This window comes from Arthrobacter sp. 10T419 (genome assembly GCF_056394105.1).
On the sequence record NZ_JBFTHF010000001.1, the window covers coordinates 229,846 to 251,520 of the forward strand.

The 21,675-nt window shown below is 68.4% G+C and carries 23 protein-coding genes; 14 read left to right on the forward strand and 9 right to left on the reverse strand.

Features of this window, described 5'->3' with window-relative positions:
* Positions 1–18: 18 nt before the first annotated feature.
* Positions 19–1,230 carry a DUF320 domain-containing protein gene (locus AC1DBD_RS01100; protein ID WP_476981257.1) on the reverse strand — a complete coding sequence of 404 codons (1,212 nt, stop codon included), beginning with the start codon at positions 1,228–1,230 and terminating at the stop codon, positions 19–21.
* 90 nt (positions 1,231–1,320) lie between these two features.
* Positions 1,321–1,944: a hypothetical protein gene (locus AC1DBD_RS01105; RefSeq protein WP_476981258.1), complete on the reverse strand. Its 624-nt coding sequence runs from the start codon at positions 1,942–1,944 to the stop codon at positions 1,321–1,323.
* A gap of 559 nt (positions 1,945–2,503) precedes the next feature.
* Between AC1DBD_RS01105 and AC1DBD_RS01110 the strand changes: the two genes are divergently transcribed.
* On the forward strand, positions 2,504–3,070 hold the full coding sequence (locus tag AC1DBD_RS01110) for a type 1 glutamine amidotransferase domain-containing protein (protein WP_175323873.1): 567 nt from the start codon (positions 2,504–2,506) through the stop codon (positions 3,068–3,070).
* A gap of 159 nt (positions 3,071–3,229) precedes the next feature.
* On the forward strand, positions 3,230–3,643 hold the full coding sequence (locus tag AC1DBD_RS01115; RefSeq protein ID WP_441416751.1) for a VOC family protein: 414 nt from the start codon (positions 3,230–3,232) through the stop codon (positions 3,641–3,643).
* Positions 3,644–3,662: 19 nt separating this feature from the next.
* Here the strand turns inward: AC1DBD_RS01115 and AC1DBD_RS01120 are convergent, their stop codons facing one another.
* Positions 3,663–3,911, reverse strand: a complete 249-nt coding sequence (locus tag AC1DBD_RS01120) for a hypothetical protein (RefSeq protein ID WP_441416752.1) — start codon at positions 3,909–3,911, stop codon at positions 3,663–3,665.
* 132 nt (positions 3,912–4,043) lie between these two features.
* Between AC1DBD_RS01120 and AC1DBD_RS01125 the strand changes: the two genes are divergently transcribed.
* The 3 genes from AC1DBD_RS01125 to AC1DBD_RS01135 all read left to right on the forward strand — a co-directional run bounded on the left by AC1DBD_RS01125 (position 4,044) and on the right by AC1DBD_RS01135 (position 6,061).
* Entirely contained in the window at positions 4,044–4,391 is a 348-nt protein-coding gene (locus tag AC1DBD_RS01125; protein ID WP_476981259.1) for a cupin domain-containing protein, read from the forward strand.
* Positions 4,392–4,580: 189 nt separating this feature from the next.
* On the forward strand, positions 4,581–5,381 hold the full coding sequence (locus AC1DBD_RS01130; protein WP_476981260.1) for an alpha/beta fold hydrolase: 801 nt from the start codon (positions 4,581–4,583) through the stop codon (positions 5,379–5,381).
* A complete protein-coding gene (locus tag AC1DBD_RS01135; RefSeq protein ID WP_441416755.1) occupies positions 5,378–6,061 on the forward strand; it encodes an esterase/lipase family protein in 684 nt (227 codons plus the stop codon). The genes AC1DBD_RS01130 and AC1DBD_RS01135 overlap by 4 nt, the downstream gene beginning before the upstream one ends.
* Before the next feature lie 12 nt (positions 6,062–6,073).
* Here the strand turns inward: AC1DBD_RS01135 and AC1DBD_RS01140 are convergent, their stop codons facing one another.
* Positions 6,074–6,808, reverse strand: coding sequence for a GAF and ANTAR domain-containing protein (locus AC1DBD_RS01140; RefSeq protein WP_441416756.1), 735 nt, complete (start codon positions 6,806–6,808; stop codon positions 6,074–6,076).
* 311 nt (positions 6,809–7,119) lie between these two features.
* On the opposite strand from AC1DBD_RS01140, the gene mgtA reads away from it, so the two are divergent.
* The 3 genes from mgtA (at position 7,120) to AC1DBD_RS01155 (ending at position 11,740) form a co-directional block, all read left to right on the forward strand.
* A complete protein-coding gene (gene mgtA, locus AC1DBD_RS01145; protein ID WP_476981261.1) occupies positions 7,120–9,867 on the forward strand; it encodes a magnesium-translocating P-type ATPase in 2,748 nt (915 codons plus the stop codon).
* A 101-nt stretch (positions 9,868–9,968) separates the two neighbouring features.
* Positions 9,969–11,330: a phosphoribosyltransferase family protein gene (locus AC1DBD_RS01150; protein WP_441416758.1), complete on the forward strand. Its 1,362-nt coding sequence runs from the start codon at positions 9,969–9,971 to the stop codon at positions 11,328–11,330.
* Complete coding sequence (locus AC1DBD_RS01155; protein ID WP_441416759.1) at positions 11,327–11,740, forward strand: DUF302 domain-containing protein; 414 nt, start codon at positions 11,327–11,329, stop codon at positions 11,738–11,740. The genes AC1DBD_RS01150 and AC1DBD_RS01155 overlap by 4 nt, the downstream gene beginning before the upstream one ends.
* Positions 11,741–11,903: 163 nt before the next feature.
* Here the strand turns inward: AC1DBD_RS01155 and AC1DBD_RS01160 are convergent, their stop codons facing one another.
* From AC1DBD_RS01160 to AC1DBD_RS01175, 4 genes are all read right to left on the reverse strand, one after another.
* Positions 11,904–12,164, reverse strand: a complete 261-nt coding sequence (locus AC1DBD_RS01160) for a DUF6480 family protein (RefSeq protein ID WP_441416760.1) — start codon at positions 12,162–12,164, stop codon at positions 11,904–11,906.
* 116 nt (positions 12,165–12,280) lie between these two features.
* On the reverse strand, positions 12,281–12,958 hold the full coding sequence (locus AC1DBD_RS01165) for a hypothetical protein (RefSeq protein ID WP_441416761.1): 678 nt from the start codon (positions 12,956–12,958) through the stop codon (positions 12,281–12,283).
* Positions 12,955–13,722, reverse strand: coding sequence for an SRPBCC family protein (locus tag AC1DBD_RS01170; RefSeq protein ID WP_441416762.1), 768 nt, complete (start codon positions 13,720–13,722; stop codon positions 12,955–12,957). The genes AC1DBD_RS01165 and AC1DBD_RS01170 overlap by 4 nt, the downstream gene beginning before the upstream one ends.
* Positions 13,719–14,183, reverse strand: a complete 465-nt coding sequence (locus tag AC1DBD_RS01175) for a universal stress protein (RefSeq protein WP_441416763.1) — start codon at positions 14,181–14,183, stop codon at positions 13,719–13,721. The genes AC1DBD_RS01170 and AC1DBD_RS01175 overlap by 4 nt, the downstream gene beginning before the upstream one ends.
* A gap of 148 nt (positions 14,184–14,331) precedes the next feature.
* On the opposite strand from AC1DBD_RS01175, the gene AC1DBD_RS01180 reads away from it, so the two are divergent.
* Both AC1DBD_RS01180 and AC1DBD_RS01185 read left to right on the forward strand, forming a co-directional pair.
* Positions 14,332–15,204, forward strand: a complete 873-nt coding sequence (locus AC1DBD_RS01180; protein ID WP_441416764.1) for an NAD-dependent epimerase/dehydratase family protein — start codon at positions 14,332–14,334, stop codon at positions 15,202–15,204.
* Positions 15,205–15,241: 37 nt separating this feature from the next.
* Positions 15,242–16,273 carry an aldo/keto reductase gene (locus AC1DBD_RS01185; protein ID WP_476981262.1) on the forward strand — a complete coding sequence of 344 codons (1,032 nt, stop codon included), beginning with the start codon at positions 15,242–15,244 and terminating at the stop codon, positions 16,271–16,273.
* Positions 16,274–16,346: 73 nt separating this feature from the next.
* Here the strand turns inward: AC1DBD_RS01185 and AC1DBD_RS01190 are convergent, their stop codons facing one another.
* A complete protein-coding gene (locus tag AC1DBD_RS01190) occupies positions 16,347–17,081 on the reverse strand; it encodes a FadR/GntR family transcriptional regulator (protein WP_175323859.1) in 735 nt (244 codons plus the stop codon).
* A gap of 134 nt (positions 17,082–17,215) precedes the next feature.
* Between AC1DBD_RS01190 and AC1DBD_RS01195 the strand changes: the two genes are divergently transcribed.
* The 4 genes from AC1DBD_RS01195 to dgoD all read left to right on the forward strand — a co-directional run bounded on the left by AC1DBD_RS01195 (position 17,216) and on the right by dgoD (position 21,671).
* Positions 17,216–18,505, forward strand: a complete 1,290-nt coding sequence (locus tag AC1DBD_RS01195; protein ID WP_441416766.1) for an ABC transporter substrate-binding protein — start codon at positions 17,216–17,218, stop codon at positions 18,503–18,505.
* A 157-nt stretch (positions 18,506–18,662) separates the two neighbouring features.
* The gene (locus tag AC1DBD_RS01200) at positions 18,663–19,628 is read left to right on the forward strand and encodes a carbohydrate ABC transporter permease (RefSeq protein ID WP_441416767.1); all 966 of its coding nucleotides are present in this window, start codon (positions 18,663–18,665) and stop codon (positions 19,626–19,628) included.
* Positions 19,625–20,515 carry a carbohydrate ABC transporter permease gene (locus AC1DBD_RS01205; protein WP_441416768.1) on the forward strand — a complete coding sequence of 297 codons (891 nt, stop codon included), beginning with the start codon at positions 19,625–19,627 and terminating at the stop codon, positions 20,513–20,515. The genes AC1DBD_RS01200 and AC1DBD_RS01205 overlap by 4 nt, the downstream gene beginning before the upstream one ends.
* Before the next feature lie 7 nt (positions 20,516–20,522).
* Complete coding sequence (gene dgoD, locus AC1DBD_RS01210) at positions 20,523–21,671, forward strand: galactonate dehydratase (protein WP_441416769.1); 1,149 nt, start codon at positions 20,523–20,525, stop codon at positions 21,669–21,671.
* Positions 21,672–21,675: the final 4 nt, after the last annotated feature.

Here is a 21,675-nt window from a genome sequence, read left to right on the forward strand (position 1 = left end):
TTCCGATGCGAACCGGCTCTAGCCGTCCCGGCGCTGCAGTACGAGCCGCAGCGCTAGCAGCAGGCCGCCGCCGCACAGAAGGGCCAGCGCCACAAGGTGTAACCCGTCAGTGGTTCCCGTCATAGCCAACATGCCCGCTCCGGAGGCCGGAGCCTCGAGCCGCGCGGCCACGCCGGCAGGATGAGCAGCCTGGCCGGTCGACGGGAACTCCGCCGTCGGGAGGGTGCCCTGCATTCCGACGGCGGCGCCGGAGCCGTCCGCGTTGCCTCCCGCTTCGCCTCCGGCGTCCAGGCCCGGCGGCGTGACGGCTTCTTCAGTTCCGGCCTCCGTTGGGACTCCCGCAGAGGCCTCGGAGTTGCCGAGGATACCGATCGAGGCCGCTCCGAGCGTCACCGGTGCGGTGACGGGTGCGATGACCTGGGTGCCGGAGGCGAGGCCGTTGCGTCCGGAGGTGGTGTTTCCGCCGGCGTCGGCCGGTGCCGGTGCGGTGGTCCCGCCGGTGCTGCCCTCGGTGGTGGCGGCGGAGTCGCCGAGGATACCGATCGACGTCGCTCCGAGCGTCACCGGTGCGGTGACGGGTGCGATGACCTGGGTGCCGGAGGCGAGGCCGTCTTCGCCGGAGGTGGTGTTTCCGTCGGCGCTGGCCGGCGCCGCTGCGGTGGTCCCGCCGGTGGTCCCGCCGATGGTGGCGGCGGAGTCGCCGAGGATCCCGATCGACGTCGCCCCGAGCGTCACCGGTGCGGTGACGGGGGCGATGACCTGGGTGCCGGAGGCGAGGCCGTCTTCGCCGGAGGTGGTGTTTCCGCCGGCGAAGGCCGGTGCCGGTGCGGTGGTCCCGCCGGTGGTCCCGCCGGTGGTGGCGGCGGAGTCGCCGAGGATCCCGATCGACGTCGCCCCGAGCGTCACCGGTGCGGTGACAGGGGCGATGACCTGGGTGCCGGAGGCGAGGCCCTCTGCGCCGGAGGTGGAGCTCCCGTCGGCGCTGGCCGGTGCCGGTGCGGTGGTCCCGCCGGTGGTCCCCTCGGTGGTGGCGGCGGAGTCGCCGAGGATCCCGATCGACGTCGCCCCGAGCGTCACCGGTGCGGTGACGGGGGCGATGACCTGGGTGCCGGAGGCGAGGCCGTCGCTTCCGGAGGTTGTATCCGCCGCGCAGGCGACGGAGGTTCCGAGGGCCAGGAGGCCGCCGGCAAAGAGGGTGCCAAGCAGCCCTCTGCGCAAGTTCGTATGCATGATGTTTTCTCCTGAAGATGTTGGTGTTGCGGACTGCATGGGCAGTCCGATGAGCCGTGGTCCGCCCGTTGCGGGGCAGAGGGGCTCCAACTAGTCGGGAGAAGATCCGGGGTCGAAAGACGCCGGTTTGGAAGCTTGGGGCAGCGGTTTGGTGGCCTCGCTCGCGCCGGGCGGCGGTCGAAGCTGGAAGGGTGCGGTCACGGTGGCTGCACTCGGTCCGGACGGAGACTGGCTGCCCGCCCCCGAACCAGGCACCCCGGGGACAACGCTAGGGAATTCCTCACCGCCGAGGTCGCCGCCCGGCTGAAGTGGGGCGACGGATCCGCCTACTGCAGGCGGCACGGGGAGGCTCCCTGACTGTGGGGGGCTGTAGTCATCTGCTGCCGGCGTGGGGACTGCCGGCGTGGGGACTGCTGCCGGCGTGGGGACTGCTGCGACGTCGGCGCGGGTGGCGTTCGGGTGCGAGGTCGCGGCCCCGCCCGTTCGTGCAGGCGTCGCGTCAAGTCGGGCGGCCTCCGGCCCCGCGGGGGCGGGCGGCGCAGAGGCGACGGGAGGCAGTGGGAGCGCCTGCGCGCCGTTCAGCACATCCCCCAGCGGCTCCACCGCGGGAGCGGTGGCGGGCAGCGCCTCGGTCGCGACGGGGATGATGGTCCCCACCAGGGCGGCGGCACCGGTGTCCACCAGTTCGACGGCGGGGGAAGCCAGGTCGGTCACCGTGTTCGCGGGAACAACCGCTGGCGCTGCGGGAATTGAGGCAATAACCCTTTCAACGGAGCCCGCGACCTGCCCCAAAACCGGGGACAACAGCCCAGAGCTGTCGCCCCCGGCACTTCGGGACGCTGACCTGCTCGCGGATTCCGGCGGGGTAGACGGAGAGGAAGATGCTGCGTTCAGGCCCCCCGGAATTTCCAGGTCCGTGCCGGTCTCTGCGCTGGCGGCTGTTGCGGAAAGTGCCAGCCACAGCGCCGTCGCTGCACCGGCCAGCAACACGGGTCGAAGCAGGCGCGGGGCGCGCCCGAAAGATCGTTCGTGCAACACGTGCAACACCCCCCAGGTGCGGCGCATAGGTCGAGACGATTAGTTCGGCATCTTCCGTCACCATAGCCACAGCAGCAACGGGAAGTCCATAGAAATGCAACAAATCAACCACATAGTCAGCTTGCTTATTATTTTCCTGTTTCCTAGAGTTGACTGGGTAAGGCACCAATCTCTCCGCGTGGGACATGAACGGCCGAACGGCTCCTGGACCCTCGCGCTGGCTAGAGGAGGACACATGTCGGAACACAACATCGCAGGCAAGAAGGTCGCGTTTCTGCTGACGGACGGCGTCGAGCAGATCGAGCTGACCAGCCCGTGGAACGCGGTCAAGGACGCGGGCGGCGAACCCACCCTGGTGGCGCCCAAGAGCGGAAAGCTGCAGGGCTATGACGGCACGGAAAAGGGTGAGACCTTCGACGTCGACCTGACCGTCGACCAGGCCAACGCCTCCGACTTCCATGCCCTCGTGATTCCCGGCGGCGTCGTAAACGCCGACCACCTCCGCGTCGACAAAGGTGCCCAAGCCTTCGCCCGCGGCTTCTTTGAACAGCACAAGCCGGTGGCCTCGATCTGCCACGGCCCCTGGTTGCTGATCGACGCCGGCGTCGTGAGCGGGCGGAACCTCACCTCGTACCACACGCTTCAGACCGACCTAAAGAACGCGGGCGCGAACTGGACGGATGAGGAAGTGGTGGTGGACCAGGGCCTCGTGACGAGCCGGAACCCGGACGATCTGCCGGCGTTCAACGACAAGCTGCTCGAAGAAATCGCCGAAGGGGAGCACGCCGGCCAGACCGCCTAGGCGGCCTCCGACGGGAGCCGCCGCCGGGGACAGCTCCCTGGCGGCGGGCGGGCCCTATGAAGACTGCACGGTTTCGGGCAGGATATGCCTGTACGCTGCGGCGGAGCGGGCGTTGATTTCGCCCGCACCGCCGCCACCCGCTACCAAGGAGTCCCGGATATGACCACGCTTAACCCTTACCTTGGCTTCCGCGACAACGCGCGGGAGGCCATGACCTTCTACCAGTCTGTGTTTGGCGGCGAGCTGAATATGAGCACCTTCGCGGAATTCCAGGCCAGCGAGGACCCTGCCGAGCAGGACAAGATCATGCACGCCATGCTGACCGGCGAAAAGGGGCTGGTGCTGATGGGTGCCGACACCCCGAACAGCATGGACTACACCCCCGGCAACAACTTCTCGGTGTCCCTCAGCGGCACCGACGAGGCTGAATTGCGCGGCTACTGGGACAAGCTGTCAGATGGCGGCACCGTGACGATGCCGCTGGAGAAGGCCCCGTGGGGAGACACCTTCGGCATGTGCAAGGACAAGTTCGGAGTGGACTGGCTCGTCAACATCGCGCCGGCCGCCAGCTAGGCCGACCGGCGGCTGCTGCTCAGTCCGGCGTGGTGTCGGTGGTGAGGCCGCGGTCGTCCGCTGTCTTTTCGTCGTCTTCCTCTGCCGGTCCAGGCACCGTCTGCGAGTCGCTCTTGCCCGGTGCGTGCGTTCCGGACGTGCCGGATTCCGGAGCGCCCGCCGCCGTCTGGGGAGTGTCAATGCCGCTACCTTCGCGCGGGACGGGCTTCTGGGCGCCCTCCACACCGTCATTCACGATGTCCTCGGGCTCGACTGGCTTGTTGCTCATGCGTTCCTCCGATGGTGGGTCCGTGGGTTTCACCCCCGGATGGTCACACCAAACTACAGTGGAGGCATGCCCTAGTACAGACGGCCGCAGTACGCTCTAGCGGGCGACTTCCGCCGGGACTAGAGTCTGGCCATGGACCAGGATCCGGTGGCAGCGAACCCGGGCTTGTACCGGGTGGTATTCGAGAATGAACGGGTGCGCGTGCTGGAGTACACGGACCAGCCCGGGGGAAAAACCGTCGAGCATTCTCATCCCGACAGCGTGATGATCACGCTCAGCAGCTTCCGCCGCCGGCTCTCCGCCCACGGCCGGGAGGTCGACGTCGAACTTCCCTCCGGGCTGGCGCGCTGGCTGCCCGCGCAGTCCCACTCGGGCGAGAACACCGGCGACACCGAGACCCACACAATCTTCGTCGAGCTCAAGGAGGCTGCCCCGGAGCGGGAAAGCACCGAAGAGCCGCTCGGTCCGGCGCCCAGCTAGCGGCGCCAACCGTTTCGCCGTTTCGCCGTTTCGCCGTTTCGCCGTTTCGCCGTTTCGACGGTTCCCTGCGCACACGACGTTCCCGCGCTACGGACCCGCAGGGAACCGTCGAAATGGGTCCGGGGCGCCCGGGGCCAGCGAGAGTCTGTCAGTATGCTTACTAGACACTGAACAGAAACGAGACCCACCATGAGCACGCCCGTGCGGATCGAGGTCGAGGCCGCTGGCCATCTGGGCCACGTCTTTGCCTCCCGGCGGCCGGCCGGAACGCAGGCGGCTGCACCCGCCGTCGTACTCCTCCACGGGATCGGGGCCTCACACCGCTACCTGCGCCGCCTGCACGGGCTGCTGGCTGACTCCGTTGACACGTTCTCGATCGACTTGCCGGGCTTCGGGGTCACGCCCACGCCGGAGCACACGCTCACCGTTGCGGAGCAGGCCACCTACCTCCTGGGCGCGCTCGAGCAGCTGGGAGTGCTGGAGTTCGTGGTGGTGGGGCACTCGATGGGGACCCAGTTCGCGGTGGAAGCCGCCCTGCAGCAGCCGCAGCGGATACCCCATGTGGTGCTGATGGGTCCGGTGGTCAATGACAAGCGGCCGACCGTAGCGCAGCAGGCCCTGGCACTGGGCCGGGACTGCCTGTTCTTCGAGAGCCCGTCCTCCAACGCCTTGGTTTTCACCGACTATCTCCGCTGCGGACCGGTCTGGTACCTGAAGAACCTGCGGATCATGATGGACTACCGCCTCGAGGAGCGGATCGGCGCGGTGAGCGCCCCCGTCCTCGTGCTGCGGGGCGCGAACGACCCGGTGGCCCCGGTGGACTGGTGCCGCCGGCTTGCCGGACGGGCGGCCACCGGACAGTTCGAAGAGATCCCAGGAACCGGGCACGTGGTCCAGCACAACCGTGCCGTCGAGGTTGCCGGCTCCATCCTTGCCTTCGCCGGCATCGCAGCTGATGAAAGCGAAGCGCCGCAAGGATTCACCGCGTGAGCACGCTCGTCCAGATCGCCGGCTGGTGGGCCCGGGACTATGCCTACGCCGTCGGCCGGCAGCTGCGCAGTGCGGTATCCCGCGTCAGTCCCGACGAATTCCTCAGCGGCACCGGACGGCCCGTCGTCGTCATCCCCGGCATCTACGAGGACTGGCGCTTTATGCTTCCGCTGATCCGGGAGCTGCACGAGGCAGGGCACCCGGTGCACGTGGTGACCGTGCTGCAGCGCAACCGGCTCGCGGTACCGAAGGCGGCGGCACTGATCGCCGACTACCTCCACCAGAGGGACCTCAGGGACACGATGATTGTGGCGCACAGCAAGGGCGGGCTGATCGGCAAGTACACGATGATGTCGCTGGACCAGACGCGGCGCATCACCCGGATGGTGGCGGTGTGCTCCCCGTTCTTGGGTTCCCGTTACGCAAGCTACATGCTGTTGCCGAGCCTGCGGGCGTTGTCGCCGCGCAACGCCGTCACCTTGCAGCTGTCCCGCGAGCAGAGCGTCAACGAACGCATCACTTCCGTCTACGGCCTCTTCGATCCGCACATCCCGGAGGGCAGCGTGCTTCCCGGAGCGCGGAACGTCCAGCTGGATACCGGCGGCCATTTCCGGATCCTTGCCGACGAGGACACCATCCGCACCGTGCTGGCAGAAGCGGGCGCACCGGCCCCGGTGTGAGGGGTCCGGGGCCTAGTCCTCGAAGTGGGTCCGCGTCGGGCCCTGGCCCAGACCGTCCACGATGGCGGAGGCGACGGCGTGAAGCTTGACGTTGCGGGTGCTTGATGCGGTCTTTAGCAGCTCGAAGGCTTCGGCCTGGCTGCACCGGTTCTGCGCCATGATGATGCCGACCGCGACGTCGATCGCGGTGCGCGTCTCCAGCGTCGCCTTGAGGTTGTCGGCCGTCTCGCTGAAGTGCGCGAAACGCACTGCCAGCCCCAGAGCCATGGTCGTTTGTCGCACGAAGATGCTCGCCAGCTCCTGGGCGCGTTCGTCAAAGCGGTGGGGACGGTGTGAATACAGGTTCAGCGCGGCGCGGGTTTCGCCGTCCAGCAGGAACGGTACGGCGAGGATGGAGCGCATGCCGTGCTCCCGGACCATGGCGGCGCACTGTGGCCAGCGCGTGTCATCGTCGAGGTCGGCAATGTATACCGTTTCCTGTTCGCGGGAGGCCGTCACGCAGGGGCCGTCGCTGAAGCCGTACTGGATCTCGTCCATGGCCTGCGCAGCCGTACTGCTGCTGGCCACGGTGGCGGCTTTCCGTTGCCGGAGCAGCGTAATTCCACACAGGACTTCGTCGCCGGGCTCGGAAAGGCTGCGCGCCGAGACGCGGGCCAATTCGCCGAGGAATTCCTCCACGTCGGCGCTGTTCAACACGAGCTGATGCAAGTGCTGGTTGATCGATGTTGCGGTTGACTCGCTTACCACTATTCCTTGATGCCGTTTCGCTCGGGTCGAATCGAGCCGGCGAGGCGGGACGCACCACAGCAGCGAAAGAGGGCGGTGGTAGCGGCAGCGAAGCCGGATCGAAGAACTATCCAACGGCCTTCTGCTAAACCGTACCGGGAAAAATTATATACAGGACTTTGCAGCCGTTTTGCCGGGACATTCGCCGGATCCTTTCGGCGGATTCGCCGCGGGGCCGGCAGCCCGGCCGCGAGCCTTTCCCGACCCAAATGACTCCCGGCGGCTCCCGACGTAGTCTTAGCGGTATCTCGAGGTAGTCGGACGGATTCTGTATGTCACAGCTCGAAACCAGGGAGTCCGCCTCCCCGCCGCTTACCATCGCGGACGCCGCCGGCACCGAGGCGGGCACAGTGCTCGCCCGGCTGGGTTCAGCTGCGGGTGGCCTAAGCGAAGCGGAAGCGGCGGAGCAGCTTGCCATGCTGGGGCCGAATGCGGTCCGCACGCATGAGGCAAGCGGCTGGTCCGTGCTGGGCCGGCAATTCCGCAGCCCCATCCTGATCCTCCTGCTCGTCACCGCCGGGCTCTCGCTCTTCCTGGGGGACGCCACCAACTCGATCGTCATCGGCGTGATCCTGCTTGTCAGTGTGGGCCTGGGCTTCAGCAACGAATTCCGGGCCGAGCGCGCCGCGGAGGCGCTGCATTCACGGGTCACGCACACCGCCGTCGTGCTCCGCGACGGCACCGCGCGCGAGGTGGACGTGACCGCCCTGGTGCCCGGCGACGTCGTGCAGCTGGGCCTGGGCGCAATCATCCCGGCCGACCTGCGCCTGCTGACGGTCAAGGACCTGCTCTGCGACGAAAGCATCCTGACCGGGGAGTCGCTGCCGGTGGGCAAGGATCCCGCGCCGGTGGCCGGCGGTGTCGCCCTGGGGGACCTGACGTCCTGCTTGTTCATGGGCACCGTCATCCAGTCCGGCAGCTGCACCGGGGTGGTGGTGGCGACCGGCGGCCGGGCGGAGTTCGGCCGGATTGCGCTCGGCCTGGGCGAACGGCAGCCGCAGACCGAATTCCAGCTCGGGCTCAAGCGGTTCTCCTTCCTGCTGCTGCAGGTGGCCATCGCACTGACTTCGCTTATCTTCATCGCCAACCTGCTGCTGCAGCGCCCTGTGATCGAGTCGCTGCTGTTCTCCCTGGCCATCGCCGTCGGAATCACCCCGCAGCTGCTGCCCGCCGTCGTCAGCACGAGCCTGGCCACCGGCACCCGCCAGCTGGCCAAACGCAAAGTGCTGGTCAAGCGGCTGGTCTGCATCGAGGACCTCGGCGACATGGACATCCTGGTCACGGACAAGACCGGAACCCTGACAGAGGGCAGGATCAGCTTCACGGCGGCCCTGCCGGTGGCGGCCGGCGTGTCCGCGGATAAGCTGTTCAGCCTGGGGCTGCTGGCCACCGAGGCGGACTACGCGGAGGCGAAACGGTCCGTCGTCGGGCAAAACCCGCTGGACGCCGCGCTCTGGCAGTCCCCGCAGGCGGCGGCGTTCGAACCTTCGCGCTATGAGCGGCTCGACGTGATCGACTTTGACCACCAGCGCCGGCGGACCAGCGTGCTGGTCCGCGAGGCCGGCGGCCCCGCCCGGATCATCACCAAGGGCTCGCCGGAGGACGTCCTGGCCCTGTGCGGCGCCACGCCCGCCAAGGTGCAGGCCCTGCTGGACGAACAGTTCGACGCCGGTTCGCGCGTGGTGGCCGTGGCCACCCGGGACGCCGCCGGCATGGAGGACATGTCACCAGCTGACGAGAAGGACCTGGTCCTGGCCGGCTTCCTGGTCTTCCTCGACCGGCCCAAGGCGAATGCGCGGGAGTCCCTGGACCGGCTGGAGGCGCTGGGAATTACGGTCAAGATTGCCACCGGGGACAACGCGAAGGTGGCCGAGCGGGTCTGCGACGAACTCGGTGTGCTCTCCGGCGGGACCATTACCGGCGCCGAGGCGGAGGCGATGTCCGACCCGGAGTTGAGCGCGGCGGCCCGCGAGGCCAGCATTTTCGCCCGCGTCTCGCCGGAGCAGAAGGCCCGGATTATCCGGCTGCTGCGCCAGAGCGGCGGTGCGGTCGGGTTCATGGGCGACGGCGTCAACGATGCGCTCGCGCTGCACCAGGCCGACATCGGCGTCTCCGTGGACAGCGCCACCGACGTCGCCAAGGACGCCGCCGACGTCGTGCTGCTGGACAAGGACCTCGGCGTGCTGGCCGACGGCGTCATGGAAGGACGGCGGATCTTCGCCAACACCATCAAATACGTGCTGATGGGCACCTCCAGCAACTTCGGCAACATGTTCAGCGCCGCAACGGCCTCCGTGGTGCTGAGCTTCCTGCCGATGCTGCCGGGGCAGATCCTGCTCAACAACCTGCTCTACGACACCGGCCAGCTGGCCATCCCGGGGGACAGGGTGGACAAGGAGCAGCTGCTGGCACCGGCGCACTGGAACATATCCTTCATCCGGCGCTTCATGTTCCTCTTCGGCCCGATCAGCTCGGTGTTCGACTTCGCGACGTTCGCCCTGATGCTCTTTGTCTTCGATGCGGTGCCGGGGGAGTTCCGGGCCGGCTGGTTCATCGAGTCGATCGCGACCCAGACGCTGATCATCTTTGCGATCCGGACCCGCCGAGTGCCCTTCCTGCGCAGCCGGCCGTCGCTCGGACTGCTCGGCGCGTCGCTGGGCGTGGTGGCCCTGGGGGTCTTCCTTCCGCTGTCCCCGCTGGCGGCGGTCCTGGGCTTCGATCCGCTGCCGGTTCCGTTCTTCCTGGCCCTGCTGGGCATGACCGTGGTGTACCTGGTGCTGGTGGAGCTGGCCAAGCAGTGGTTCTTCTCCCGGGCGGCGCAGCAACCGGCCGCTCCGGTGCTGCCAAGGGTCCGGCGCCGGGGCAAGGACCACCATGTGGCCCGCCGCGCCGCACGCTTCAGCACCACGGAACCGGCCACCCGTCACGCACGCAGGGCCCCGCTGGCACCCCGCCGGGGACGGCCGGTCCGGCGCAAACGAAACCGGGTACAAGGGCCCTCACATCCCGGGAACTCCTGACGGATAGTGGGATGAAACGGCCAACTTGGTCCGATGCCCGGCCTGCGGAGCGCAGCGCCGGATGAGCCCGGCGGCCGGCGCCCGATTGGAAAGCCAAGACAATGAGCATTTTTGAAGACAGGGTTGATGCCGGGCGGCAACTGGGGCGGCGGCTCGCGGATCTGCGCGGCAAGGACATTGTGGTCCTCGGCCTGCCCCGCGGCGGCGTCCCGGTCGCCTTCGAGGTGGCCGCGGCCCTGGACGCACCGCTGGACGTGATTGTGGTCCGGAAGCTCGGACTGCCCTACCAGCCGGAACTTGCCATGGGGGCGATCGGGGAGGGCGGCGCGAGGGTGCTGGAAGAGCATGTGCTGGCCCAGGCAAGGGTGAGCGAGCAGGAGCTGCAGGCAGTCGAGAACCGCGAACGGGCCGTGCTGGAGAACCGGGTGGCGCGGTTCCGGAAGGGGCGCGCGCGCCAGGACCTGACCGGCCGCATCGCGGTGATCGTCGACGACGGAATCGCCACCGGCTCCACTGCCCGGGTCGCCTGCCGCATCGCCCGCAAACTGGGCGCCGCCCGGGTGATCCTGGCCGTGCCCGTCGCCCCGGCGGACACCCTGGCGAGCCTGAGCGAACCCGACGAGGTGGTCTGCCTGGCCACTCCCCGGCACTTCGCCGCCGTCGGATACCACTACCGCGACTTCTCGCCCACCGAGGACGACGAGGTGATCCAGCTGCTCGACGCCGCCGCCCGGCGCCTTAAGGACTCGCCGCGTCCGGCCGGGACGACGGCGGTCTCCGAGGACCCGGTGGAATTCGACGAAGAGGTGGAGATCCCGTCCCGGGGTGTCCGGCTGCAGGGCCATCTGCACCTGCCCGTGCCGGCCCGCGCTGTGGTGGTGTTCGCCCACGGGAGCGGCAGCAGCCGGCACAGCCCGCGGAACCGCTTCGTGGCCAGCCTGCTCCAGCGCGCCGGGCTGGGCACCCTGCTGCTCGACCTGCTCACGCCGGGGGAGGAGCGCAACCGCGCCAACGTCTTCGACATCGAGTTGCTGGCGCGCCGGCTGTCCTCGGCCACCGACTGGCTCGCCACCCGCGAGGACACCGCCTCCTGCGCCGTCGGATATTTCGGGGCGAGTACCGGGGCGGGCGCCGCGCTGTGGTCCGCCTCCGAACCCTCCGCACGGATCGCCGCCGTCGTTTCCCGCGGCGGCCGTCCCGACCTGGCCGGCCCGAGGCTTTCCGCCGTCCGCGCGCCGACGCTGCTGATCGTGGGCAGCTTCGACTATGAGGTGCTTGAACTCAACCGCAAGGCCAAAGCCATGATGCGGTGCCCCAATCAGCTGGCCGTGGTCCAGGGCGCCACGCACCTGTTCGAGGAGCCCGGCACGCTGGCCGCGGCGGCCATCCTGGCCAGGGACTGGTTCGCCAAGTACCTCCTGCCCGTGTCCGAACCGACCCCACCAGCCAGGAGTGAGCCATGAGCTATACCTACACCGCCGTCCTGCCGCTGAGCTGGGCGGACGCCGTCGAGAAGACCCGGGCCGCCCTCGCGGGCCAAGGCTTTGGGATCCTCTCCGAGATCAACGTGCGCGACACCTTTGCCGCCAAGCTTGGGGAGGACGCCGCGCAGGCCCTGGGCGACTACGTGATCCTCGGGGCCTGCAACCCGCAGCTGGCAAGCCGCGCCCTGGCGGCCGAACCGGAAATGGGCGCCCTGCTGCCGTGCAATGTGGTGGTCCGGCGCGGCCCGGGCGCCGCCGATACGACGGTGGACGTGATCGATCCCCAGACCATGGTGCAACTCAGCGACAGCCCCGCGGTCCGTGAGGTGGCGGACGACGCCGGCGCCCGGCTCCGTGCCGCCCTGGCCCAGCTGTCGGCGGACGCCTAGGTGGGTGCCGGCCGCGGCTAGTCCGACGCCGGCGACGTTCCTGCCCGGTTCATCCGGTCCGCAGCCGGGGGAAGCCCGGCCCCCGCGCGGAACCGCGGCCCGTGTGGGGCCCGGGCCGCCAACAACCGGGCGGGAACGCCTCGGTCAGTCCCGTTAGGGTGCGTTACTCGCTGTGGCCTTGGTCGCGGCTCATCGAGCCCTCCGCCGGCGGCGTTTCACCCGGCGGGACACCACCGCCCGGCTCCAGCCCGGTAATCTTGCCGCTGAGTGGATCGGGATTGGGCGAAGCTCCCTGGTCGGCGGCCTGGGGCTCCTGATCGCCGCGCTGCGCCGCGTTCGGCACGCTCTGTGGACGCGCGGAACCGCCACCCGGTTTTGGCGGATCGGGGTTGGCCGGGTCATTTTCCGGATGGTACGTGCTCATGGTTATGCCTTCCCTGGTTACGGTAACTCTGGGTGCTTAATAAGCATGCTGATTATCCTAGTCGTCCGGACGTGGATCCGGCCATGAAAGGTCAACGGGGCCGGAGGAAGGAGCTCCTAGGCGCCGTGGGTCTTGTGCTGCCCGTTGTGGCGGGCGCGGAACGCGTACACCAGCAAGGCGATCCCGGCCAGGATCATGGCGGCCGGGAGGGCGAAGTCCACGGCGATGAGCACGGCCGTCGCCTGCAGAGCGAAGGCCACGCCAAGCACGGCGAGGACTGCCGCCGGGACCAGGGGCCACTTCATCCGGCCGGTGTGGTCTGGGGTCCGGACCGGAACCAGGGAAAGCAGCCCGAAGGTGGCCGCCAGCCCGAGGAACAGGACGGCGGCCACAGGTGTGCCCTGCAGTTCCTGCGGTAGGGCCACGACGATGGCCAGCGTGAACATCACCCCGCACGGGATCAGGGCCCACCAGTTGGCCCGTTCGCGCAGATAGACCGCGGCGAATCCGGCCGCCATGAACAGGAAAAGGAAGGCGCCGCCCGCGCGGCCGTCCGTGAGTTGCGTGGCGGTGATGACCGCGGCCAGGCCCAGGAACACCGAGCCGGGGATTGCCGCCCACCAGTTCTCCCGGCCCCGGAGGAAGATCGAGAGGAACAGCACGCCCACCGCGGCGAAGATCAGCGGCGCCAGATAGGCGGCGCTCTCGACGATGCCGAGCACATCCAGCAGCCACAGCACACCGACCGTCATCAGGACAATGCCGGCGAGAATGCTGGTCCTTGCCGATTTCACCGCGGCCCTCCCCGGCGGCGCCTGCTGCGGGGCCGGCGCCGCTCCACGCGGGAGCGGATTCCCAGCAGCATCCGGCGCTCCATCAGGAACTGCAGCGGTTCAAGCACGACGCGCAGCGGGATGCCCAGCGGCAGCGGCGAGTAGTCATAGCGGGTCCGCGAGAGCAACCGGGTGCTGCGGGCACCGAGCGGCTGCAGCACGAAGGTCCAGCCCAGTTCCAGGCGAGGTCCGGTCAGGCGGCGTCCCTCCGCCGCGGGATGCCCGGTGATGTGATCTGTGATGTGCCCGGTGATGTGCCCGGTGCGCGGATCCATGGTGCCGCCCAGGGCCAGCACCGCCCCCGGTTCGAGCCGCCGGACCGGGATGCCGGCGCCGGGGGCGAGCGGAATGGTGTCTCCGACAGAGAGCTGTTGAAATTCGGGCAGGATCCGATCCGCACTGTGCATGCCCAGCCCCACCGCATTCTCCAGGGCGTCATAGCTGTACATCCCGCCGCGGCCGGACCCCAGCTGGACGAGCCACGGCCACACCACGGCGGGCAGCGCGGCGATGTTGACGGCCCGTGTGCTTTGCAGGCGCGCGGTGGGTACCAGTTCATCGCCCGGCAGGGGGCCGGCCGCTTCCTGGGCGGTCGCTCCCCAGTGCAGCAGGCGGGGCCGTACGGCGAGCACGTAGCCTGCGGCCGCCGCCGCGGCAGCCAGCGCCGCGAGCGGCCCTTTCAACCGGGCGGGCAAGCGGGGCGCAGCCGTGCGGCCTGCGTTCATTCGGTCGGCTGGCCTTCGCCGGCCTCCTGGCCGACCACCAGCACCGGGCAATGGGCGTGGGCCGCACAGGCGCCGCTGACCGACCCCATCACCTGGGCGAGGAAGCCGCCCTGGCCGCGCCGTCCCACCACAAGCAGTTGCGCGTCCTTGCTCTCCTCGATCAGCACCTTGGCTGGCGGCCCGAACTTGATCTGCCGGCTCAGCTGCTCCGGGCGGGAGTTGCCGAAGGCCCGTTCCAGCGACTGTTCCACCAGGCGCTTGGCGGTCTCCTCGAGCTCGCCTGGCGAGGCGGTGCGTTCTTCCGGCAGGTGGGACGCGAGGAAGAAATCCGAGGTGCCCAGGCACGTGATGACCTCCAGCGGGGCGTTCAGGCTGGTGGCCATGCGCCCGGCGAGCCGGAGTGCCGTCGTTGAAAACTCGGAGCCGTCCACGCCCACGACTATCCGCTGATCTCCGCTCATGGCACCCACCCTGCCCCGTCACCGCGGCAGTGCCTAGGGCCAAAGGTCACCGCGGCGGCGCGCCCCGGCGGGTGCGGCGTGCACCGGGGACGCCGTCCGATCTAGGGTGGGGGGGACGGCAGCCGCCCCGACGACCGAGGAGACCTTGATGAGAATTGCAGTTACCGGAGGAAGCGGAAAGCTCGGCAGGAACGTGGTCCGCAGGCTCACCGACGACGGCCACCAGGTAACCAACCTGGACCAGGCGGGCGAGCGGGAGCACGGATTCACCCGCGTGGACCTGCGCAACTACGGGCAGGTCGTCGACGTCATCCTCGGCCTGGATGACCGGCATGAAGGCTTCGACGCAATCGTGCACCTGGCCGCCATCCCGGCCCCGGGCCTCGCTCCCGACGCCGCGACCTTCGAGAACAACATGCAGGCCACCTACAACGTGTTCCAGGCCGCGCGCCGGGCCGGCATCAAGAAGATTGTCTACGCCTCCAGCGAGACGGTGCTGGGACTGCCGTTCGACGTCGACCCTCCCTACATCCCGGTGGACGAGGAATACCCGGCCCGGCCGGAAAGCACCTACTCGCTGGTCAAGCACCTCGAAGAGCAGATGGCGATCCAGCTGACCCGCTGGGACCCCACGCTGAGCATTACCGGCCTGCGGTTCTCCAACGTGATGGACCCGGAGGACTACGAGGAGTTCCCGTCGTTCGACGCCGATGCCTCGCTGCGCAAATGGAACCTCTGGGGCTACATTGATGGCCGCGACGGCGCGCAGGCCGTGGCTCGGGCGCTGGAGCACGGCAAGCCGGGCTTCGAGGCCTTCATCATCGCCAACGAGGACACCGTGATGAGTCGCCCCAGCAGCGAGTTGGCCGCCGAGGTGTTCCCCAACGTCAAGGTGGTCAAGGAACTCGGCGAGCACGAGACGATGCTCTCGATCGACAAGGCCAAACGGCTCCTGGGCTACGCCCCGGAGCACAGCTGGCGGAACTACCATTCGCTGCGCACCACGCCCACCGAGGACTGAAGCGCGGCTTGACCCGCACCGACCACTGAGGAGTTTCATGCAATACCGCACCCTGGGCAACAGCGGCGCCGTTGTCTCCAACTATGCGCTGGGCACCATGACCTTCGGCGCCGAGGCCAGCGAGGAGCAGTCCCGCGCCATCCTGGACGCCTACTTCGAGGCCGGCGGCAACTTCATCGACACTGCCGACGTTTACAGCTCGGGGGTGTCGGAGGAAATCATCGGCCGGTGGCTGGCCGAACGGCCCGAGCTCCGGGACCGGGCCGTCGTGGCGACGAAGGGACGCTTCCCGATGGGCCAGGCACCCAACGACGTCGGGACCTCCCGCCGTCACCTGGCCCGGGCGTTGGATGACTCGCTGCGCCGGCTCGGCGTCGAGCAGATCGACCTTTACCAGCTGCACGCGTGGGATCCGGTGACCCCGCTGGAGGAGACCCTCCGGTTCCTGCACGACGCCGTCAGCAGCGGCAAGATCGCCTACTACGGCTTTTCCAACTTCCTGGGCTGGCAGCTGACCAAGGCCGTCCACGTGGCCAAGGCCCAGGGCTGGAGCGCGCCCGTGACACTGCAGCCGCAGTACAGCCTGCTGGTCCGCGAGATCGAGTCGGAAATCGTCCCGGCAGCGCTCGACGCCGAGATCGGCCTGCTGCCCTGGTCGCCTTTGGGCGGCGGCTGGCTGTCCGGCAAATACAAGCGCGACCAGCCGCCCGCCGGCGCCACCCGGCTCGGCGAAAATCCCAAACGCGGGATGGAGGCGTGGGAGGCCCGCAACGGTGACCCGCGGACCTGGGACGTCATTGCCGAGGTACAGGAAACGGCGGGGCGGCACGGCGTGAGCCCGTCCCAGGTGGCGCTCGCGTGGCTGGCGGACCGGCCGGCGGTCACCTCGGTGATCCTGGGGGCGCGGAGCACCGAGCAGCTCGCGGACAACCTGGCGGCAGCGGACCTCCGGCTTACCGACGCTGAGACGGATCGGCTGACCGAGGTCAGCCAGCCCCGCGTCGGCGTCTATCCGTACGGGCCCATGGCCCAGGAGCAGCGCAGCCGAAAGCTCGAGGGCGGCCGCTAGGGAACAACGCGGGGTCAGATACGGCCCATCCCAGGGCCCAACATGGGCCGTATCTGACCCCGCGTCGTGGTTCTTAGGCCGGACCGCCCTGGTGGCTGGACCAGATGTCGCCGATCTCCTCGGTGGACTGCTCCACGATCCGTCGCATCGCCGCGTGCGCGGTGTCCATCTCGCCGCGCTGGATGGCGCTGGCCACGTCCACGTGCAGCTGGAGCGCCTCGTGCTGGGGCAGGTGCGGCATCAGGCCGTGCTCGGTGCGGCCGGTGAGGACCTCGGCGACCAGGTTGTGCAGCTGCGAAAACATCGGGTTGCCCGAGGCCCGGAGCACGGAGGCATGGAACTCGATGTCGAGCCGCAGGAACTCGTCCTGGTTCCCGCGCTGCCCGGCCGCCCAGAGCCGCGCGGCCTGGGCGACGAGATCGCTGCCGGTGTCCCAGGAGGCCCGTTCGGCCGCCAGTCGGGCCGCCTGCGGCTCGATCGCGCCGCGGAGTTCGTTCAGCGCCCGCAACTGGTCCACCCGCCTGGATGAGGCCAGCCGCCAGCGGATCACCTGCGGGTCGTAAAGGTTCCAGGACTCCTCCGGCTGCACCACCGTGCCCAGCCGGCGCCGGGATTCCAGCATGCCCATCGAGGAGAGCACCCGGGTGGCCTCCCGCACCACCGAGCGCGACACGCTGTGCTGCGCCTCCAGCTCGTCCAGGCGGAGGATCGAGTGCGGCGCCAGGCTCCCCTCGGCAATAGCGAGCCCCAGGGTCTGGACGAGCACGGAGTGCAGGTCTGCTGAAGACTCCGCCTTTGGGGTTTGCATGAATAAATCATACGGGTGGGCGCAAGGGGTTGTTTAAGTCTGCTTTATTTCTCTAAGATCGCTCCAGAGCAGATGTAAAGATGCATCCGCGGGTGGCTGGAGCCTGATCCGGCCCTGAAGACAAGGGAGTCGTAATGAAGCGACGTTCAATTGTGAAGTACGCGGCCGTAGCCGCGGCGCTGTCGCTCGGGCTGACCGCCTGCGGCGGCGGTGGCGGCGACGCCAAGGCCGCCGGCACGGTCCGGGTCACGCTGGCCAACCACGTATGGACCGAGGGCATCAAGGCCGCCATTCCGGAATTCGAAAAGGCGACCGGCCTCAAGGTCGAACTCACCCAGCTCGGCGAAGACCAGCTTTCGGACCAGTACAACGTCAAGCTCAACGCCGGCAGCGACGAGATCGACGTGATGATGTACCGTCCGCTGCAGGAGGGCAAGGCGTTCGCCAAGAACGGCTACCTCGCTGACCTGACGTCCAAGGTCTCCTCGGACGCGAACTGGGACTGGAAGGACTACCAGGAAGGACCCGTCAAGGCCACCACGGTGGACGGCAAGGTCGTCGGCGTCCCGATCATCACCGAACGCGAAGTCCTTTACTACCGCAAGGACCTGCTGCAGGCCGCCGGCATCCAGGTCCCCAAGACCATGGACGAGCTCGAGGCCGCCGCCAAGAAGATCGCCGCCGCCAACCCGGACACCGCCGGCTTCGTGGCCCGCACCGGCAAGTCCGCGGCCGTGACCCAGTTCTCCAGCTTCCTCTACAGCTTCGGCGGTGACTTCACCGACGCCGACGGCAAGTCCGCCGTCGGCAGTGACGCAGCGAAGAAGGCCTACTCCTTCTACGGCGGCCTGATCAAGAACTACGGCCCCAAGAACGTCAGCACCGACATGAGCTGGCCCGAGGCGATGGCAATCTTCACCCAGGGCAAGGCCGCCTTCTACACCGAAGCGGACTCGCTCTACAAGAACGCCACCGATCCGGCCAAGTCCAAGGTCGCGGACAAGGTCGGCTTTGCCCAGCTGCCCGCCGGCCCCGCCGGCTCCAAGCCGTACAACATCCCGTCGTGGGGCCTGGCCGTCAACCAGGCGTCCGGCAACCAGGACAACGCCTGGAAGTTCATCCAGTGGGCCACCAGCAAGGAACGCACGCTGGCAGCACAGAAGGCCGGCGTCCCCGGTCCGCGTGCCTCGGTCTGGGCCGACCCGGCCGGAACCTCCACCTACCCGAAGGACCTGGCCGAGGCCATCGCCGCCAGCGCCAAGGCCGGTGTGGGCCACGACCGTCCCCAGGTTGTCACCGTGGGCAAGGCCCGCGAGATCGTCGGTGCCCCGATCGTCGCCACCATCACCGGGGGCGACGCCTCGGCAGCGGCTGACACCGCCAACGACGCCTTCCAGAAGTTCCTGGACAGCGAAAAGAAGTAGCGCTCCGGCGCACCGCGCCTACGCAACTGCTTCGCAAACTGCGTCACAAACTGTGACGCGAACTGCCTGACGCAACACTGCCCGGCGGGACGGCTGCCCAGCCGCCGTCCCGCCGCGGCAACGCTCTTCACTTCACCCCCAACTCCTTAGGTGAACCATGTCTGTACTGAACACCTCCCGCGGCGGCACCACCCGCGGCGCCGGCCGCAGCGCGGCCCGCACGCCCGGCCCGGGGGAGAACTTCTCCGCCTGGGCCAACCGGCACCGCAAGTGGCTTTTCGCCGCGCCCGCCATGATCTTCGTGGGCGTCCTGATCATCTTCCCGCTGGCCTGGACGCTGTACCTGAGCCTGACTGACTCGCAGGGGTCGGTCCGCGCCGCATCCGAGTTCATCGGCCTGGAGAACTACGTGACGGTACTCTCCGACGTCGAACGGTTCTGGCCCGCCGTCGGCCGCACGCTGTCCTTCACCGGCGTCGCCCTGGTCTGCGAGGTCGTTCTGGGCATGGGCATCGCCCTGCTGCTGTGGCGGCCCTTCCGCGGCGAAAAATGGGTGCGGGTCGCCATCCTGCTGCCGCTTGTCGCCACCCCGGTGGCCGTCGGCATGATGTGGCGGCTGATCTTCGACCCGAACATCGGCTTCGTCAACCAGCTGCTCGGCATGATCGGCATCCCGCCGCAGCCGTGGCTGTCCGGCCAGGACACCGCCCTGGGCACCACGATCTTCATGGACATCTGGCAGTGGACCCCGATGGTCGTGTTGATCCTGCTTGCCGGCCTGACCTCGCTCTCCGAGGAACCGGACGAGGCTGCCCGGATGGACGGCGCCAACGCCGCCCAGCGCTTCTTCTTCATCACCCTGCCGCTGATGATGCCGACGGTAATCGTCGCCATCCTGCTGCGCGGCATCGACGCCCTGAAGACCTTCGACATCCTCTACGCCACCAAGGGCAAGGGCGGCGGCTCCTTCCACGAGGTGGAGACCCTCAACGTCTACGCCTACGGCCTGAGCTTTGACTACAACCAGTACGGGCTCTCCTCCGCGGTGCTGATCCTGTTCTTCATGATCATCATCGGCACCATGTGGCTGCTGACCATGCGCAAGAAAGCGGTAAGCAAATGACCGTCCAGACCCAAGACACCCAATCCCGGACCGCAGCCGCCCGGCAGGCACCGGCCCCGCGCCGCCGCAAGCCGCTGGCCACCCGCGCCTACAAGGTGTTCCGTGTTGCCGCCCTGGTCGCGGTGGTGCTGTTCCTGGTCGCGCCGCTGATCTGGATGCTGCTGGCGTCCTTCAAGACCAACGTGGACATTTACGACACGGCCAAGTCGTTCGTCTTCACTCCCACTGGCGAGAACTACGCCAACGTGCTGCAGCGGAACAACTACTTCGTCTTCATCTTCAACAGCTTCTGGGTGGCGTTCGTCTCCACCGCACTGTCGCTGGTCCTCGGCGTCCCGGCGGCCTACGCGATGAGCCGCTTCACCATGCACCGCTCGGCCCTGGTGGTCCTGATGGCCCGCGTCATCCCGGGCGTCTCGCTGCTGGTGCCCTGGTACTACGTCTTCTCCAACCTGAAGATGGTGGGCGGCTTCGAGGTGCTGATCCTCAGCCACATGTTCGTCGCGCTGCCGCTGATCGTCTACATCATGATGAGCTACTTCGATTCGCTGCCGCTGGAGCTGGAGGAATCGGCCCAGGTTGACGGCCTCACCCCGATCGGCGCGTTCCGCCGCATCACGCTGCCGCTGTCCGTCTCCGGTATCGCCACCGCCGGCATCCTGTCCTTCATCTTCTCGTGGAACAACTTCATGTTCGCCCTGGTGCTCTCCGGCTCCAAGACCAAGACCCTGCCGGTGGCGATCTTCGACTTCGTCTCCTACGCCAGCATCGACTGGGGCGGGCTGATGGCGGCCGCCACGGTGGTCACCATCCCGATCATGATCATTGCGCTCTTCACGCAGAAGTACATCGTCTCCGGTCTGACCGCCGGTGCGACCAAGGGCTAGGCAGCACATGACACGCATCAGCAGGATTGAAACCTTCCTCGTCGCGCCGCGCTGGCTCTTCGTCCGGATCGAAACCGACAGCGGGATCGTCGGCTGGGGCGAGGCAAGCTGCGAGGGCCGCAGCGAAACGGTGCGCACCGCCGTCGACCAGCTCTCCGAGCTGCTGATCGGCAACGACGCACTCCGGATCGAGGACCACTGGCAGGTCATGACCAAGGGCTCCTTCTACCGGGGCGGGCCCATCCTGGCCAGCGCCGTCTCCGGTCTGGACCAGGCGCTGTGGGACATCGCGGGGAAGCATTTCAACACCCCCGTGCACCAGCTCCTGGGCGGCCACGTCCGCGACCGGATCCGGATGTACGGCTGGGTGGGCGGGGACGAGCCGAACGAGGTGGCGGACCAGATCAGCGCCCAGCTGGAGGTAGGTCTCACCGCGGTGAAGATGAACGCCAGCGGCCGGATGAGCCCGATCGCCTCCGTCGCCGAACTCGACGGCGTCGTCCGCCGGGTCGCCGCCGCCCGCGAGGTGCTCGGTGACCACCGCGACGTCGCCGTCGACTTCCACGGCCGCTTTAGCCTGGCAAACGCCCGGCGCGTGGCGCCGCTGCTGGAACCGTACCGGCCCTTCTTCCTCGAAGAACCCGTGGTCCCGGAAAACACCCACCTGCTCCGGGAGTTCACCTCATCGACCACGACGCCGGTCTCCACCGGCGAGCGGCTTTACAGCCGGCAGGAATTCCTGCCCGCGCTGCAGGCCGGCATCGCCGTGGCCCAGCCGGACCTCTCACACGCCGGCGGCATCACCGAGGTCCGCAAGATCGCCTCGCTCGCCGAAATCTACGAGGTCCAGCTGGCCCCGCACTGCCCGCTCGGCCCGCTGGCACTCGCCGCCTGCCTGCAGGTGGGCTTCGCGACGCCCAACTTCCTGATCCAGGAGCAAAGCATCGGCATCCACTACAACCAGGGCGCCGAGGTCCTTGACTACGTGGTGGACAAGAGTCCGCTGAAATTCGTCGACGGCCACATCGAACGGCTGACCGGGCCTGGCCTGGGCATCGAGATCGACGAGGCCGTGGTCCGTGCCGCGGACAAGCGCGGCCACGCCTGGCGCGGACCGGTCTGGCGCCACCCCGACGGCGCCTTCGCAGAATGGTGAATGA